Origin of the sequence: Photorhabdus aballayi (genome assembly GCF_026153155.1) — a bacterium.
In the GTDB taxonomy this organism is placed as follows: Bacteria; Pseudomonadota; Gammaproteobacteria; order Enterobacterales; family Enterobacteriaceae; genus Photorhabdus; species Photorhabdus luminescens.
In genome coordinates, this window is the sequence record NZ_JAPFCD010000002.1 from 55359 (window position 1) to 71988 (window position 16630).

Sequence of the window (16630 nt, forward strand, 5' to 3'; positions counted from 1 at the left end):
GCATCATCAATCATCTAGAATTTTTCGCCAAAGAAGCCCGAGGAGGTGCTCCTCAGGCTAAAACCACATAAACGTTAGTTATATGCATAGGAGAAGGTGATAGGGGCATTAACGTGCTGATTTGATCCCGGCTTAGGGACTATTGATGCCATATACGCAGTAAATGTTATGGACTGACCATTAAACTCTGCGCCCGTAGACCCCTTAGCTCCCAGAAGGACATTGCTATTGTTTGAGACGACTGTTTCTTTAGCTTCTTTATCCTTATAAGTTAGTATTGCGCCTACATTCTTACCATCTTCACTGTTATTAAAGATGAGGTTATTCGATCCATTCAACACTGGTCCTGTCACATGCAATTGAACTTTGTCTGCCACGGTATTCTTGTCATCACAGTTACTAAGAGCGATAGTAATTGGTCTAGAAGCCTCCTTAGCATAAGATACGATGCCTTTTTGATCCGTAAAGGTGCTAGCTAAAAATGCGTTTTCCGAAGCATTCCCCAAATCCACTTTCCCGTTTGCATTAGGACTGGTTACATCACACGTCGCAGCCACAACGTTACCTGTAATCGTTACCATGGTATTCTTCCCCACATGTCCCTCCTCAGTCGCCTCACCTGCTGCCAAAGCAGCCGAAGCTGCCCCCATAACCAACGCCGCCACGACGCTTATCTTTAATATCTTTTTCATTTCATTAATCTCTTTTTAACTACTTAACTAAAGTCTGCTTCAAACTCGTGCATCACGTTTTGATAAACAGAGATATCTAGCTGTACAAATATTTGCCAATTAGGACCATTTTGACAATTGAGAAACAAAAAATTTTCCGTGCAAAAACAGAACGATACAGAGATAATATATAGATATTTAGCAAATTTTAAGGATATTTTCTTTCTTAATCCTAAAATTAAGAACAGAAATTTCGTTAAAGTAACGAAAGAAGTGTAATGTTTTTGCATATTGGGATAAAAAGAGTGGATTATTGAAATATTTCTGTGGTATTATCTTTGAGGTTTACAAATGTATACAAATCTATCTCTTTTTTTATTAAAAAACTTTTAGTATAATTTCTAGGCAATTGTTTCTCAATTGTCAAAATGGTCCTAATTGTAATACACTAACGTCTGCCTTTTATACCCCAAACCCCTTGAAAACGTTCAACATTACTAGCGGTATAACGTACCGTATGGCGAATGTTTTTATGTCCAAGATAATCCTGTATCAGCCGGGTATCTATCCCTCGATCTGCAAGAGCAAAACCGCAGGCATGGCGCAACATATGCGGATGCGGATCTACCGAGATATTAGCCAATTGCCCTAGCTGGCTAATAATCTGATAGATACGCTGGCGAGTCAGCGGTTTGCCGCAACGCGACAAAAACAACCAGTCACTATCAGCCCCCTGAAAAGTTTTACGCACTTTAAGCCATGCCTTAATCGCCTTAACCTCACGCTGCAAAAGAGGGTGGTTAGTACAAAACCCACCTTTTAATCGCCTGATATATAAACATTTTTCTTTTAATTCCATGTCAGATAATCGTAAATGCCTGGCTTCGCTAACACGAAAGCCGTGAATATAGCTCATATACACCAGACAATAATTTCGTTCTGGATTAGGCCCGACTTTTGCCATTTCCAACATGCTTTCTACTTCTGATTGAGTCAGATATTTTCTTTGGCCCATGATTATTTCTCCAAAATATATTGATAGTACAACCCGGCGATATCCCGCGTAGAACAGACATAAGCTAGGATAAAATAGACACCGCTACCCAAAACGATGGCATATTGTTCACCGAGGCTACAAGAGGTTATACAGATATGGGGTAAAATTTAAACACCTTTTTTGATTATTTTTTCACCTCACAACAACGTTATTTTACATTTGGCTGACAGGGCAGATTATGCAAAACAGGGTGAAAGAGCCTGTTGTTACAAATCGTCCTTTCTGTTATAGCGGCTTACTCTCAAGGTATTGATATGATTTTCAATCAGTTACAGAGGAAAATATTCCATTGATTACGTTAAACTCGTCTGTATTATTATGGATGGTAAACAGGATCAGGCCGTGACCTGTGAAACCTGATGGACTGCCATGCAATTATGGAGATAAAAGAAACCTTATGAGAGGCCAACTGCTTGATGCCATCCCTCTAACTTCCCTGCATGGCGTCGGGGCAAGTCAAGCCGCTAAATTAGCAAAAATAGGGCTGGTTAATTTGCAGGATCTGCTGCTGCATTTCCCTCTGCGTTATGAAGACCAGACACGCCTTTATACTATTAATGATCTTTTACCGGGTATTTCCGCCACCGTCGCAGGTGAAATCCTGCGTACCGATATTGTTACTGGACGTCGTCGGACCCTGATCTGCAAAATTAGTGATGGCACAGGCATGCTCACACTGCGCTTCTTTAACTTTTCTGCGGCAATGAGAAACAATCTGGCGAAAGGGAAACAGGTTGTTGCCTATGGTGAAATCAGAAGAGGCAGTCAGGGCGCCGAAATTATTCATCCTGAGTATAAGATTCAAAATCATACTGGAAATGTGCGCCTTCAAGAGACATTAACGCCGATTTACCCGACAACGGAAGGTGTTCGTCAAACGACGCTGCGTAATCTCATTGATCAAGCACTGAAATTGCTGGATACCTGTGTAATCAACGAACTCCTACCAGAAGAACTTAGCCGCTCCATCATTAGTCTGCCGCAAGCATTGCATACCCTGCACCGCCCAACGCCAGATATTGCTCTGGCGGATCTGGAAACCGGCAAACATCCAGCTTACCGCCGTCTGGTTCTGGAAGAACTGTTAGCGCATCATTTGAGTATGTTAGCCGTCAGAGCTGGCGTACAGCGCTATCATGCTCAGCCATTGCCGATGGAAAACAAGTTAAAGCCGCAACTCCTTAATCGCCTGCCATTTTCGCCAACTCATGCGCAACAGCGGGTTGTCTCAGAAATCGAGCAGGATCTGGCAAAAGATGTTCCCATGATGCGACTAATTCAGGGGGATGTAGGTTCAGGAAAAACGCTGGTTGCCGCATTGGCTGCGTTGCGTGCCATTGCGCATGGTAAACAGGTCGCCTTAATGGCGCCGACTGAATTACTGGCAGAACAACACGCTAATACCTTCCGGCAATGGCTGGAACCTTTGGGTATTCAGATTGGCTGGCTAGCGGGTAAGCAAAAGGGGAAAGCGCGTCAGAAACAACAAGAAGCCACTGCCAACGGCCAAGTCGCCATGATTGTCGGTACACATGCCATGTTTCAGGAACAGGTGAAATTTTCCGGTCTGGCGCTGGTGATTATTGATGAGCAACATCGGTTTGGTGTGCATCAACGTCTGGCTTTGTGGGAAAAAGGACGTGAGCAAGGTTTTCATCCTCATCAATTGATTATGACGGCCACCCCAATTCCCCGTACCTTAGCAATGACCGCTTATGCGGATCTCGATACTTCTATTATTGATGAGCTGCCGCCGGGGAGAACGCCGGTCACAACAGTTGCGATCCCGGATACACGCCGCGAAGAAGTGATCAAACGAATCAAAAATGCCTGCCTTGATGAAAACAGACAAGTCTATTGGGTTTGTACGCTGATTGAAGATTCTGACGTGTTGGAAGCGCAAGCGGCACAAGCCACCAGTGAAGAGCTTACTCTTGCTTTACCGGAGCTGAAAGTCGGGTTAGTGCATGGACGAATGAAAGCCGCAGAAAAGCAGCAAGTGATGGAAGCTTTTAAGTGTGGAGAACTACAGCTTCTGGTCGCCACAACCGTTATTGAAGTGGGCGTGGATGTGCCGAATGCCAGTTTGATGGTTATTGATAACCCGGAACGGCTCGGCTTGGCGCAACTTCATCAATTACGCGGCCGAGTTGGCCGTGGGGCTATCGCCTCCCATTGTGTTTTACTTTACAAAACGCCGCTGAGCAGTACTGCCAGAATACGCCTGCAAGTGCTTAGAGACAGTAACGATGGTTTTGTTATCGCACAAAAAGATCTGGAAATTCGCGGCCCCGGGGAGTTATTAGGAACACGCCAAACTGGGAATGCGGAATTTAAGGTAGCTGATTTGCTAAGAGATCAGGGAATGTTGCCGGAAGTACAGCGTATTGCCCGACATATCCACCAGCATTATCCTGAACATGCCCGTGCCTTGATTGAACGCTGGCTACCAGAACGGACACATTATGGTAATGCGTGATTGAGAATATGTCGGCACGGACTTGTCGTTTCTCAACGCTGCCAAAAATACGGATATCTGGTTTTATCCAATAATTAAGATGCTCTGCTACAGAGCTTTCTTTTAATTATTCAATTTAATTGGCAATATATTATTTCAGAAGGAATTAAAAATCTAATTATAAAGATAAGTAAAATAAAATTCTTATTCGAATCTGCTATTTTTCATTATTTTCTTAAAAAAATTAAATCCAGCACCTCGGATTAATTGATACGACGCTTCACTATCCGAAGTCTTTTACCCGCTAATTGGGGTGATAGGCGGTTCCGACATTTTTCATCAAATTAAGTTGATGATGTGTACGGTATTAGCGCAACATTATGCTCAAAGGTTAAAACGAGAATAGATGTAAATCTATGATATGAATTCAAGGGTAATTATTATATTTACATCAATGTAACATTGAGTTACTAAGTTTAAATAGTAAATATTCCTATTAACCCAATGAATGTAATTTTAAATATTTTCTTTTCGAAGTATAAAACCTTGATGGGGGTCACACAAATAATAGTTTTGTTGGTCTTTTTTATCCTATACTTATATTTCATTATGGTACATGTTAGGATGTTTTTAAATTAGAGCTAAATAAATCTACGTTGATATAATGGAGAGATTAATATGATTTATGTCAAAAGTCTTTCAGAGAATATGGTTAAAGTTGCAATTAGCAAATGGAGTAGTGATGAAGGTAATGACGAATATATTGAAATTAATCCAGGAGAGGTGGTTCAATGGGATAGATCAGATCAGCGCGGTTTTTTAATGTCAGTAGTACGTAAAGATAATATACTAGAGTTGTATTCAATAAAATCAGATGGCTACTTAATTATTTATAGTAACAAGATTGAAAATAACGGAGAAGAGATAAATTATTTATATTCGATACAATCTAACTAAAAAATTTTATTATTTATCTAGTTTTCTTAATTTACGTTCATATGCCATTGAATTAAATAAAAACATTCATTATTGATATAGTGGAGGATTTATGATTTATGTTAAAAATCTCTCAACTGAACCGGTTAAAGTTTCGGTTAATAAATGTGGAGAGGAAGGTAGAGAGGAATATTTAGCTCTTGATTGTGAAGATGTCAAGGTGTGGGATCTATCCGATACACATGGTTTTATATTGTCAGTAATACAGAGAGGTATTGAAAAATCATATCCTGCTTCTAATAACAGTTTTATTATTATTTTTGATGATTATGTACAAGATAGCGGCACCAATATATCTCCTCAAAAGAAATAAATGAGAACTTGTCATCTAATTTAATTGAGTGTTAGACAAAATTAAATCACCATAATCAGGAATGGAATCTCCATTCCTGATCTATTTATACTCAACGGTTTGCTACTTTTTCTCCTAATTCTTCTTTTATGCTTGATTAATAAAGATATTTCCAGACTAGATATTTAGCTCCAATAGTTGATAAATAAAATAATAGAAAAAATCATCGACTGATATCTATAGATTAATACTAAATTGATTTTTTGGTAGTTAGTTTCAGATTGTTTTTATCGATAAGGAGTAAAAGTTAAAATTATGAGGTTTGAGCAACAGAATTTAGGGGGGATGTACATCTTTATTGCTACTCTTATTAATACGCAAACATGTAACTTAATTTATTAAGTATTAACTGTAAAGAAAAGAATAAAAATCACCAAATATGGCGTAATATTTTTCTGTTTATAAAAAAGTGATTTATTTTGGTAATAACAAGATGGGAAAACTAATATTTCAAATTGAATAAACGATAGGCTGAACCGAGGTATTACGGCTCAACCTTGGTTTTAGGTTTTTTTAGTGATTTATAATGACAATGGATTAATCATCATATTCACTGTGTACTGTATTATCATTACCAACATCCCAGGCTAATCTTTCTCCATTCGCCCGCAGAATTGAGAATGAACCTCCCGATGCGCTCAGGCTGACGATATCTTGTAATCGGGCTATTCCGGGGGGGATCTGGGCATTCAAGCTTCTTCTCCCCCAAGCAACTACGCTACCGTTGGCTCGTAAGGCTGCGAAAGCAAAAGACGTTGCACTCAGGCTGACAATATCCTGTAATTGGGCAATTTCGTATGGAACTCTGATACCACCACCGACATTGTCCCCCCAGGAAACTACGCTGCGGTCTGCCCGTAGGGCAGCAAAGGCATAAGTTGCTGCTTTCAGACTGACGATATCCTTTAATGCGGCAATTTGGGGTGGGAGTATACCGTCCCAACGTTTGTCCCCCCAGATAACTACACTGCGGTCCGCCCGTAGGGCAGCGAAAGAACAATTTGATGCACTTATGCTGACAATATCCCGTAATTTGGCAATTTCTGGTGGGACTTGGCCGCCTGAGCCTTCATATCCCCAAGCGACCACGCTACCGTCCGCCCGCAGGGCCGCGAAAGCATTATCTGTTGAACTCAGGCTGACAATATCTTGCCATCCTGCAATTTCAGGGGGCATAGGATGGCTACCCCATGTGACCAAGCGGAAGTTTGCTCGCCGGGCGATGAAAGTATTACCTACTGAACTCAGACTGATAATATCCTGTAATCGGGCAATTTCAGGTGGGACTTGGCTGGCACCATAATAGTCATTATTTCCCCAAGCAACCACGCTACCATCTGCCCGCAAGGCGGCGAAAGCAGAATATGTTGAACTTATACTGACAATATCCTGTAATTTAGCGATGTCTGGCGGGACTTGGCCGCCATAGCCTATATCTCCCCAAGCGACTACACTACGGTTTGCCCGCAGGGCAGCGAAAGCATAAAATGTTGCACTTAGGCTAACGATATCCTGTAATTGGGCAATGTCGTACGGGACTCGGCCGCCATAGTCCCCATCGTTCGAATTATCTCCCATCCAAGCAACCACGCTACGATTTGCTCTCAGAGCTGCGAATGCAGAACGTGTTGAACTCAGGTTAACAATATCCCGTAATTGGGCAATTTCTGGCGGTACACGGCGTCCCCCCCAGGCGATCACACTGCCATTTTGTAATAACATAGCAGTTGAGCCACCAGTAGAAGCAATGGAGATCTTGTTGTCAGAGTTACTATATATTTCAACCCCAGATTGCTGGTATAGGTTATTTGGTGAGAAGTCGTTATTTTGGTTCATATTATTCTCCTAATAAGGTTATATCGGACTTACCTTACTCACAGGGAGTCTGTACCGTAAAACTTTGCTCAATGGATTAATTGTCATATTCATTATGCAATTTATTATCATCAGCCGAACCCCAACCGACTCTCCGACCATCGGCTCTTAATACTGTGAATGAGTTTCTTGACGCACTTAGGCTAACAATATCTTGTAATCGAGCTATCCCGGCTGGGACTTGATTGCCTTGATTACCGTGATCATAGTCTGAATAATTGCCATATCCCCAAGCAACTACGCTACCATCCGTCCGTAGAGCTGCAAATGCGGTTTCTGTTGCACTTATACTGACAATATCCTGCAATGCAGCAATTTCTGGTGGGGTTTTAATATCACTGCCTCCCCAGACGACTACACTGCGGTTTGCCCGCAGGGCGGCAAAAGCCCCCGATGTTGTACACAGACTGACGATATCTTGTAATTGGGCAATTTCCGGCGGAATACTGCCACCCGAAGATGGGTCACCCCAAGCGACGACACTGTGATTTGCCCGTAGGGCTGCAAAAGCAAAATTTGTGGCGCTTAGACTGACAATATCCCGCAATTGAGCAACTTTTGGTGGGATTTGAGTACCTGAGTCCTTGACCCCCCAGGCAACGACACTGCGGTTCGACCGTAGAGCTGCGAAAGCAGAAACTATTGCACTGATACTGACAATATCCTGCAAGTTAGCAATTTCAGGCGGAACTTGACCGCCCCAATTTTTAATTCCCCAAGCGACTACGCTGCGATTTGCCCGCAGGGCGGCAAATGCGTTTATTGTTGAACTCAGGCTGGTAATATCCTGCAATTGGGCGATTTCATCAGGTATTTTACCGCCATGAAATTCATCTCCCCAGGCAACTATGCTACCGTTTGCCCGAAGGGCCACGAAAGCAGAGCTTGTTGCTTTCAGGCTGACAATATCCGTCAATTGGGCAATTTCATCAGGTATCTGGCCTCCGTTACCTTCATTTTCGTTTCCCCAGGCAACTACACTACGGTTTTTCCGCAGAGCAGCGAAAGCGTCATCGGTTGCACTTAGACTAACGATATCCTGCAATTCGGCAATATCGGGCGGGATTTGACTACTAGGGTCATTTCCCCAAGCTATCACTCTGCCAGTTGGTAATAACATAGCGGTTGCCCCTCTGGTAGAAGCGATAGAAGTACTATTATCAGAATGACTACTCCTGTCCGGTTGCCAATATTGCTTGATAGGATTACCTTCGGCATCCACGTTTGGTGAGGGTTCGTTATTTTGATTCATATTATTCTCCTAATGATGGTGATATCGGATTAACCTTTTTACCCACAGGGGAATCTATGCCATAAAACCTATCCCTTGCGGGTTAAGCTGAATTTCTACTGCAATTTAATACCAGCGATTCTTTGATGAATAAGATAATAGAAAGAAATTATCGGCTGATAACTTTAGGTTAATACTAAATTGATTTTTTGGTAGTTAGTTTCAGATTATTTTTATCGATAAAGGGTAAAAATTACAATTATGAGACTTGAGCAACAGAATTTAGGGGGCATGTACATCTTTATTGCTAATCTTATTAATACGTAAACATGTAACTTAATTTACTAAGTATTAACAGTAAAGCAAAGAATAAAAATCACCAAGAGGGGTGTGTAATATATTTTCTGTTTATAAAGAAGTGAGTTATTTTTTAGGATTTACATTTAAACTATTTCGTAAAATTATCTTCTTTTTATACTTATTTAAAAAGTGGCTTTGGTAATAACAGGGTCGGGAGAGCTAATATTTCAATTGAATAAACGATAGGCTAAGCCGGGATATTATAGCTCAGCCTTAGTTTTAGTGTTTTTTAGTCATTCATAATGACAATGGATTAATCATCATATTCACTGTGTACTATATTATCGTTACCAACATCCCAGGCTAATCTTTCTCCATTCGCCCGCAGGACTGAGAATGAATTTTTTGATGCGCTCAGGCTGACGATATCTTGTAATTGGGGCAATTTCCGGCGGAATACTGCTGCCCGAAGATGGGTTACCCCAAGCGACGACACTGTGATTTGCCCGTAGGTGATGTATGGAAATTATTCCCGCACAACTAGCTAAGAACCAGTTTGGTGATCTGCTTATGAAAGTTCAGCGTGAACCTGTGGAAATTAGTAAGCATGGTAAACGTGTGGCCGTGGTTATCTCTCCCGAAGAGTATGATCAGTTCGCACAGCTCAAGTTACAGAATTTAAAAGCCGTTCTAGCTGAATCTATTGCACAAGCTGATCGTGGCGAATTGCATAGTATTGATGATGTATTTGCACCGTTGACAGTTGATGAACTTGAGGGTAAGGCTTAAGGATGAGTGTCCGGTTTACTAAAAAAGCCAGAGAGCATATTCGTGCAATCAAACTCTATTCTATGCGCCGATGGGGGGCAAATGTCGCGGAAGCTTATTCAACTTCGTTACGTGTGACTATGACGGAAATTCTTGATCGTCACCCATCCCCCGGTCGTGATCGCAGTGAGGACCTTTATTTAGGTGTACTGAGTTTCCTCGTAGAGAGCCACATTATTTACTACCGGGAAGTTCCGACTGGTATTGAAGTGTTGGCGGTGTTGCATTAGACGCAAGATCCACATAATCATCTATAATGAAGAGCATAAAACGTGAGATACTTTATTTAATTCATGACAAAACAAGCAGTTAAAATTTTTTATCGGATACTTGAGTGAGTTACCCGAGCGCTGTTTTCCTCAGAAACCTGAGTTGCCGAACTATTTCATCTGGTTCTCACCAAAATCCCGGCTGGAGGTCAGGAAAAGTTGTTTTGCAGGACGAAGGAAATTCAAAAAAATCCCTCGATAAAACTTGAGGGATTTGTGTAGGAAAGAAAGTGGATCTCGGAGATTATCTCATTAAATCTGACAAACAAGAGCTGTATCGAGGCAATTTCGTTGATAATCATCCCAAAAACCTGGGGGATGAGCCTCAATATCGCTTTCTAACAGCATGGGTTTTTGCCATTTAAATTGTTTGAACCCCGCCTTTTGGATCGCTGTTTGATATTGTTCACGACTCCAACGATACATAGTGAAAGGGCTAGGGGGTATGGTAAGAAATTCAGCTTTCACGAGAGTGGTGTCTTTCACCGGCTCTTCACTCAGAATTTTTATACAATAATTCTCATAATTCCCTTTCTCTAATCGATAATCAGGTTCAAAGGTATACGCAATTAATTTACCGGAAGGCTTGAGATGAGCGGCAATGACACGGAACATAGTTTCAAGGTCTTCAAGAGATTCTGCATGGCAGAATAACCAGGCTGCATTAACTATGTCAAACTTGCCAAATGACTCCGACTCCATCTTGCAAACATTTCTTACATGAAATTCGATATCGTCACCGTATTGTTGTGATTTGCTTTTCGCAATCGCTATCATGTTTTCTGATATATCGACTCCAATGACTTTCGACGCGCCACGATTTCTGTATTCTCGACTAAAGAGACCATATCCACAGGCTAAATCTAACACTGATTTCCCGTGTATATCTTCTGCCAGATTGAAGATAGTTCTGATTTCTACTTTGATATGGTCAGTAGCATCTGAAAAGCTCTCGTAAAGATGTGCAATAGGACCATATAAAGTGTTATCTTTCATGTTGTTATCCTTAGCTAAAGGCCAAAATACTTTATACCCGTCATCTTTCAAGTTGCCTCTTTGTTGGCTGCACTCGCTCACCCCGGTCACATAGTTACCTATGCTCCCGGGGATTCGCTCCCTTGCCGTCGCGAAGCATCTTGAAATCCATAGGGTATATTTATCGAAGAGATATATTATTTAGTATGAATTAATAATTACTGAAATTTTTTCTCTTATTATAAATAAGATTCCAAAATAGCTCTACATTTCATACCATTCATAATTCCATGTATAACAATGGGTTAGTAAGGTTGCGTGTGGCAGAATCATGAAACGTTATTTATATTAATACGTTAGCGATGAATTAGATATTATTTTTTAATGTTGGTTGATTTTCGGATAAATATGAGAGAGTAAAATAAATATAAAACACTTATGATATGTTTTGTGGAAACTATTATTCTTATAATAATTATGCCATTTAGACAATAGAGAGATGCCAATGAGCCGCCGTTATTTGAGGAACTATTTCCATCCTTTAATGTTTAACGGTATACCCGCTATCTTTCAAGTTGCCTCTTTGTTGGCTGCGCTCACCCCGGTAACATAGGTAGAGGCGATAGAAGTATTATTATCAGAATGACTACTCCTGTCCGGTTGCCAATATTATTTCATCTATTCGCCGCTCGAATTTGCTCTACTTCCGGGTGACAATCCACCAGGAACGCCATCATCTCAGTAGCATCTTTGCTCAGGTAGAAGCGGACCATCTTTTCGTTGAACTCATGTACTTTCGCCGCAGGCACGCTGATGGCGTCTATACCGTTTGACATCAAAATACCATTCATCATGAAACGGGAAGTGCGTTTGTTACCGTCAAAGAAGAATTGCTGTAACGCACCAAAAAGGAAGAATGCAATTCCCTTTTCAAAAGGCTGACATTCATCCAATGCCGCCATACCGGCTTGAAAAATGTGGTTCAATTCTGGTGCGCCTGATTCGGTAGGTAACGGAATATGCCGACCACACTCACCCAAACTAACATCTGGGGTGTAGTTGGTCTCCTGCCCTTCCCCACGGAATGTTCCCCATTCCAAGACTTCATTGCGAGCAACTATGCTATGAAGTTTAGCAAACGTAGCTTTGGTCAACTCAAATTGACCTCTTTTCACCAAAGATAACAGGCATCTGGAACTTTCTGCGAGATTCAGTACTTGCTCCTGATCAGAAACCTTCCTACCACCGACGGTTATACCGTCCAACAATGTTTTCACTTCCGGGAAGGTGAAGGGATTACCTTCAAGCACGCTGGCATCCCAAACAAACTCCGGTAACATCCGGTGAAAACGAAAGCATACCCGCTCAATAGAATGAATCGGAACAATAAGAGGAACCGCAGATCGGTCCCAACGAAACCCCAATGCGTTGAAAAGCTTCATCGTTGCCCATCCTTTTTACTACATTTGAATTCGCTAAATTATAAGCAAAACACAGTAAAAGACCATCTCACCAGAAACGCTCTCGTTTGACGAGCTAGTCTCTAAAAATCATTTTATCCGTCAAGAACAGGCCAGAGAAAACCGATTAACCTCATGAGTGAAAAAAGATTTACAAACGACGAAAGAGACGATAGAGCACAATTTCGCAGACGCGAAGCAGCACACGGATACCATTATTTTTAACAAGACTTGTCAGTGGTCTGACTATTTACCATGCAAATGGCGCTCCATATACTACTGCCAATTGTTCATTGTTTCACAAACATAACTTAGCGGAAAGATGAAACACGCATTGAGCGCAGGCAAAACAAAGACTAAAAACCATTTGTACCATATATCGATACAGGATACCATTGACCATGATTAAGGCGTTCCGGGATCAGTGGTTGGATGATTATTACTTTCGCGGTGAAAAGTCACCCAACATACCTAGCACAATTGAAAGTGCTTTAAAGCGTAAGCTCGATATTATTCATGTCGCTAAAGGCGAGAAAGATTTAAGGGTGCCACCGGGTAACAGATTTGAGCATCTGGAGGGCAATCTAAAGGAGTGGTGTTCGATCCGCGTTAACAAGCAATATCGCCTGATATTCCAATGGGATGCAGGAGAGGCTAACGGAATCTATCTGGACCCACATACATACAGGTAAGAGGTAAAACGATGATTGAAGCACTAAAAATTCCCGCGCATCAACCTACCAGTGTGGGCGCTATGCTCAAAGAAGAATTTCTGGAACCCTTGGGTATCACTCAGGGCGAACTGGCAAAAGCTATGGGTGTAGGCCGGAAGACCGTCAATGAGCTGTGCGGCGGTCGGCGCGGAGTGACTGCGGAAACTGCCTTTTTGCTGGCAAAGGTTTTGGGAACCACACCGGAGTTTTGGCTTAACCTCCAGTTCATCAATGATATGTGGCTGGCTCAGCATAATGAGGTTTTGGCTGACAAATTGGAACACGCGCGGCCCTTGGTAGCCGCCTAGTTGCGAATATATTGCGTTGTATTGTCGTTTTGACGGTGAAACGATGACAATGCTTGCCTAAAATAAATAATGATCAAAGAACACAACAATACTGCACCAGCTATCCAGTTGGCGCAGTATTTTGCCAATTTACCCTACACCGCCGGGAATACTGGCAACAGCAGATAGAGTTTAATCACAATCGCGTTAACGATATCAATAAAGAACGCGCCAACCATCGGCACCACCAGAAACGCTACATGAGACGGTCCAAAGCGATCAGTAATCGCCTGCATGTTCGCAATGGCGGTAGGTGTCGCGCCTAAACCGAAACCACAGTGACCCGCCGCCAGCACCGCAGCATCATAGTTTTTCCCCATCACCCGATAGGTGACAAAAATTGCATACAGCGCCATAACGATGGCCTGAATAGTGAGAATGATCAGCATGGGTAATGCCAACGATGCCATCTGCCACAATTTCAGGCTCATTAACGCCATTGCCAAAAACAGGGAAAGGCTTACGTTACCCAGTACAGAAACCGCTCGGTCAAAGACTCGGTAAAAACCTAACACCGACAGACTGTTACTGAGGATAACCCCGATAAATAACACACAGACGAATGTCGGTAGTTCAAACCATGTACCTTGCAAAAATTCAGATACAAAATTACCTGCCATCAGGCAGATAGCGATCAAGGCGATCGTCTCCAGCATCACCAATGCTGTGATCATCCGCCCGGTATAAGGTTTTTCAAATGCTGTCGGCACCTCGGTATCATCGCCCCTTAGTCCTGGGGTTTTGGTATTTTTCACCAGGAAACGAGCAACCGGGCCACCAATCAAACCACCCAGTACTAAACCGAAAGTCGCACAAGCCATTGCTACTTCTGTTGCATTTTCAAAACCATAACGCTCACTAAACAGTTTACCCCAAGCGGCGCCGGTCCCATGACCACCAGACAACGTAACAGAACCCGCCAGTAAGCCCATTAAGGGGTCCAGCCCTAACAGTTCAGCCAGAGCGATACCCACCGTGTTCTGAACCAGCAATAAGCCAACAACGACGAAGACAAACGTGAACAGGACCTTTCCCCCCGCTTTCAGGCTGGAAAGATTGGCATTCAAGCCGATAGTGGCAAAGAAAGTTAACATCAAAGGGTCTTTAAGAGACAAATCAAAACTGATTTCCCAACCTATTGTTTGTTGAACGGCTAAAAGAATCAGAGCAACTAACAAGCCACCAGCGACCGGCTCAGGAATGGTGTATTTTTCAAGAAATGGGACTGATTGTACAAGTTTGCGTCCAAGTAATAGTACTAATGCGGATGCAACGAGCGTGCCATAAACATCAAGATGATACATCTATGTACCCCAGCTATATTGTTAAAATTATGTAAGTTATTACGACGTTATACTCATCCTTTAGAGAACGCCAAAAGCAGGCAACGCTGGATTAGAAAAAAAATCTGCCACAAACACAAGTTAAAACATATAAAAATGTGACCAGAGCAAATCATGGAAAGTGACAGCATTTTTACGCAAACGATTGCTTTTACACCATTGATCATTAAAATGCGCTCTTTGTCAGTCCGGAATTTCACACCATGCTCACCTCATCCCCTGAACAAACTGAAACAATACCCCCGAAGAAACCAGCTAGTGAATTGATTTATCGCTTAGAAGATCGGCCACCGTTGCCACAAACGTTGTTTGCTGCCTGTCAGCATTTACTGGCAATGTTTGTCGCTGTTATTACGCCGGCAATTTTAATTTGCCAAGCGCTAGGGCTGCCTGCTCACGATACGCAGCGGATTATCAGTATGTCTCTGTTTGCTTCAGGATTGGCATCATTAATCCAGATCCGAGCTTGGGGGCCTGTCGGCTCTGGTTTACTTTCTATTCAAGGGACCAGTTTTAACTTTGTTTCCCCACTGATCATGGGCGGGCTGGCATTGAAAAACGGCGGTGCCGACATTCCAACCATGATGGCAGCGTTATTCGGCACTCTAATGGCGGCATCCGTCACAGAAATTCTGTTATCCCGCGTATTGCATCTGGCCCGGCGAATTATCACCCCGTTGGTTTCCGGTGTTGTGGTGATGATTATCGGCTTGTCTCTCATTCAGGTTGGGTTGACCTCTATCGGCGGCGGGTTTTCTGCTATCGAAAATCACACTTTTGGTTCTCCAGAAAATCTGTTTCTGGCAGGCGTTGTGTTGGTTATCATTGTTTTGCTGAACCGACAGCGTAATCCTTATCTGCGTGTCGCTTCTCTGGTGATTGCAATGGCAGTCGGTTATGTTGCCGCCTGGCTAATGGGTATGCTGCCACCAACAACGGTACAAGAAAATAGCTCACTCATGACAATTCCCGCACCACTCTATTATGGTCTTTCCTTTGACTGGAATCTGCTTATCCCGCTAATGTTGATTTTCATGGTCACTTCGCTGGAAACTATCGGCGATATTACCGCGACGTCTGATGTTTCCGAGCAACCGGTCAGCGGTCCTCTATATATGAAACGTATTAAAGGCGGTGTTTTAGCTAACGGCTTAAATTCTATGCTTTCTGCCGTATTTAATACCTTCCCAAATTCTTGTTTTGGGCAGAATAACGGGGTTATCCAACTCACTGGCGTTGCCAGCCGCCGTGTAGGTTATGCCGTAGCGCTAATGTTGATGCTGTTAGGTCTATTTCCTGCGGTGGCAGGATTTGTACAACAGATCCCTGAACCGGTATTGGGGGGCGCCACTATCGTGATGTTCGGTACGATTGCCGCATCTGGTATCCGTATCGTTTCCAGAGAAGCGCTTAACCGCCGGGCAATTATGATTATCGCGCTCTCTTTAGCGGTTGGTATGGGCGTTGCTCAACAACCGCTAATTTTACAGTTCGCTCCTGACTGGCTGAAAACGTTACTCTCTTCCGGTATTGCTGCTGGCGGTTTGACAGCCATCACCCTTAATCTGGTGTTTCCTCAGGAAAAACAATCTCTCTAACAATCTGATATCGGGTTACACATAATCAACTCATCACGCACGTATATTTCATCATCGCGCGTGATGATGGTTTATACCCGTCATCTTTCAAGTTGCTTCTTTGTTGGCTGCACTCACTCATCCCGGTCACATCGTTATCTATGCTCCCGGGGATTCG

16 protein-coding genes are annotated in these 16630 nt (G+C 42.7%); 8 read left to right on the forward strand and 8 right to left on the reverse strand.

Translation table 11 applies throughout. The annotated features are described in order from the left end of the window. Positions 1-74: 74 nt before the first annotated feature. Both OO184_RS01585 and OO184_RS01590 read right to left on the reverse strand, forming a co-directional pair. Complete coding sequence (locus OO184_RS01585) at positions 75-692, reverse strand: fimbrial protein (RefSeq protein ID WP_265377698.1); 618 nt, start codon at positions 690-692, stop codon at positions 75-77. 427 nt (positions 693-1119) lie between these two features. Further along, positions 1120-1686: a tyrosine-type DNA invertase gene (locus OO184_RS01590; RefSeq protein ID WP_088374929.1), complete on the reverse strand. Its 567-nt coding sequence runs from the start codon at positions 1684-1686 to the stop codon at positions 1120-1122. Positions 1687-2125: 439 nt separating this feature from the next. Between OO184_RS01590 and recG the strand changes: the two genes are divergently transcribed. From recG to OO184_RS01605, 3 genes are all read left to right on the forward strand, one after another. Further along, complete coding sequence (gene recG, locus OO184_RS01595) at positions 2126-4207, forward strand: ATP-dependent DNA helicase RecG (RefSeq protein ID WP_265377699.1); 2082 nt, start codon at positions 2126-2128, stop codon at positions 4205-4207. Positions 4208-4864: 657 nt separating this feature from the next. Next, a complete protein-coding gene (locus OO184_RS01600) occupies positions 4865-5143 on the forward strand; it encodes a hypothetical protein (protein WP_265377700.1) in 279 nt (92 codons plus the stop codon). Positions 5144-5234: 91 nt separating this feature from the next. Then, positions 5235-5495 (forward strand): hypothetical protein, encoded by a 261-nt coding sequence (locus OO184_RS01605; protein ID WP_105397642.1) that lies wholly within the window; start codon positions 5235-5237, stop codon positions 5493-5495. Positions 5496-6071: 576 nt separating this feature from the next. On the opposite strand, the gene OO184_RS01610 is transcribed toward OO184_RS01605, so the two are convergent. The 3 genes from OO184_RS01610 to OO184_RS01620 form a co-directional block, all read right to left on the reverse strand. Then, a complete protein-coding gene (locus OO184_RS01610) occupies positions 6072-7370 on the reverse strand; it encodes an RCC1 domain-containing protein (protein ID WP_265377701.1) in 1299 nt (432 codons plus the stop codon). A 76-nt stretch (positions 7371-7446) separates the two neighbouring features. Next, positions 7447-8661, reverse strand: coding sequence for an RCC1 domain-containing protein (locus OO184_RS01615; protein WP_265377702.1), 1215 nt, complete (start codon positions 8659-8661; stop codon positions 7447-7449). Between the two features lie 592 nt (positions 8662-9253). Beyond that, on the reverse strand, positions 9254-9436 hold the full coding sequence (locus OO184_RS01620; protein WP_265377703.1) for a hypothetical protein: 183 nt from the start codon (positions 9434-9436) through the stop codon (positions 9254-9256). A 23-nt stretch (positions 9437-9459) separates the two neighbouring features. Here OO184_RS01620 and OO184_RS01625 point away from each other — a divergent pair, with 23 nt between their 5' ends. Beyond that, complete coding sequence (locus OO184_RS01625; RefSeq protein ID WP_012776389.1) at positions 9460-9729, forward strand: type II toxin-antitoxin system Phd/YefM family antitoxin; 270 nt, start codon at positions 9460-9462, stop codon at positions 9727-9729. Positions 9730-9731: 2 nt separating this feature from the next. Continuing rightward, positions 9732-9998 carry a type II toxin-antitoxin system RelE/ParE family toxin gene (locus OO184_RS01630; RefSeq protein ID WP_265377704.1) on the forward strand — a complete coding sequence of 89 codons (267 nt, stop codon included), beginning with the start codon at positions 9732-9734 and terminating at the stop codon, positions 9996-9998. Positions 9999-10289: 291 nt separating this feature from the next. Here the strand turns inward: OO184_RS01630 and OO184_RS01635 are convergent, their stop codons facing one another. Together OO184_RS01635 and OO184_RS01640 are read right to left on the reverse strand one after the other, a co-directional pair. Further along, on the reverse strand, positions 10290-11123 hold the full coding sequence (locus OO184_RS01635) for a class I SAM-dependent DNA methyltransferase (RefSeq protein WP_265377705.1): 834 nt from the start codon (positions 11121-11123) through the stop codon (positions 10290-10292). Between the two features lie 563 nt (positions 11124-11686). Then, complete coding sequence (locus OO184_RS01640; RefSeq protein WP_265377706.1) at positions 11687-12454, reverse strand: Fic family protein; 768 nt, start codon at positions 12452-12454, stop codon at positions 11687-11689. A 383-nt stretch (positions 12455-12837) separates the two neighbouring features. Between OO184_RS01640 and OO184_RS01645 the strand changes: the two genes are divergently transcribed. Together OO184_RS01645 and OO184_RS01650 are read left to right on the forward strand one after the other, a co-directional pair. Then, positions 12838-13164 (forward strand): type II toxin-antitoxin system RelE/ParE family toxin, encoded by a 327-nt coding sequence (locus tag OO184_RS01645; RefSeq protein ID WP_376712535.1) that lies wholly within the window; start codon positions 12838-12840, stop codon positions 13162-13164. Between the two features lie 11 nt (positions 13165-13175). Further along, complete coding sequence (locus tag OO184_RS01650; protein WP_139654436.1) at positions 13176-13493, forward strand: HigA family addiction module antitoxin; 318 nt, start codon at positions 13176-13178, stop codon at positions 13491-13493. A gap of 134 nt (positions 13494-13627) precedes the next feature. Here OO184_RS01650 and gltS read toward each other — a convergent pair whose 3' ends face one another. Further along, positions 13628-14836 (reverse strand): sodium/glutamate symporter, encoded by a 1209-nt coding sequence (gene gltS / locus OO184_RS01655; RefSeq protein ID WP_049584018.1) that lies wholly within the window; start codon positions 14834-14836, stop codon positions 13628-13630. A 242-nt stretch (positions 14837-15078) separates the two neighbouring features. Here gltS and OO184_RS01660 point away from each other — a divergent pair, with 242 nt between their 5' ends. After that, positions 15079-16473: a uracil-xanthine permease family protein gene (locus OO184_RS01660; RefSeq protein ID WP_265377707.1), complete on the forward strand. Its 1395-nt coding sequence runs from the start codon at positions 15079-15081 to the stop codon at positions 16471-16473. Positions 16474-16630: the final 157 nt, after the last annotated feature.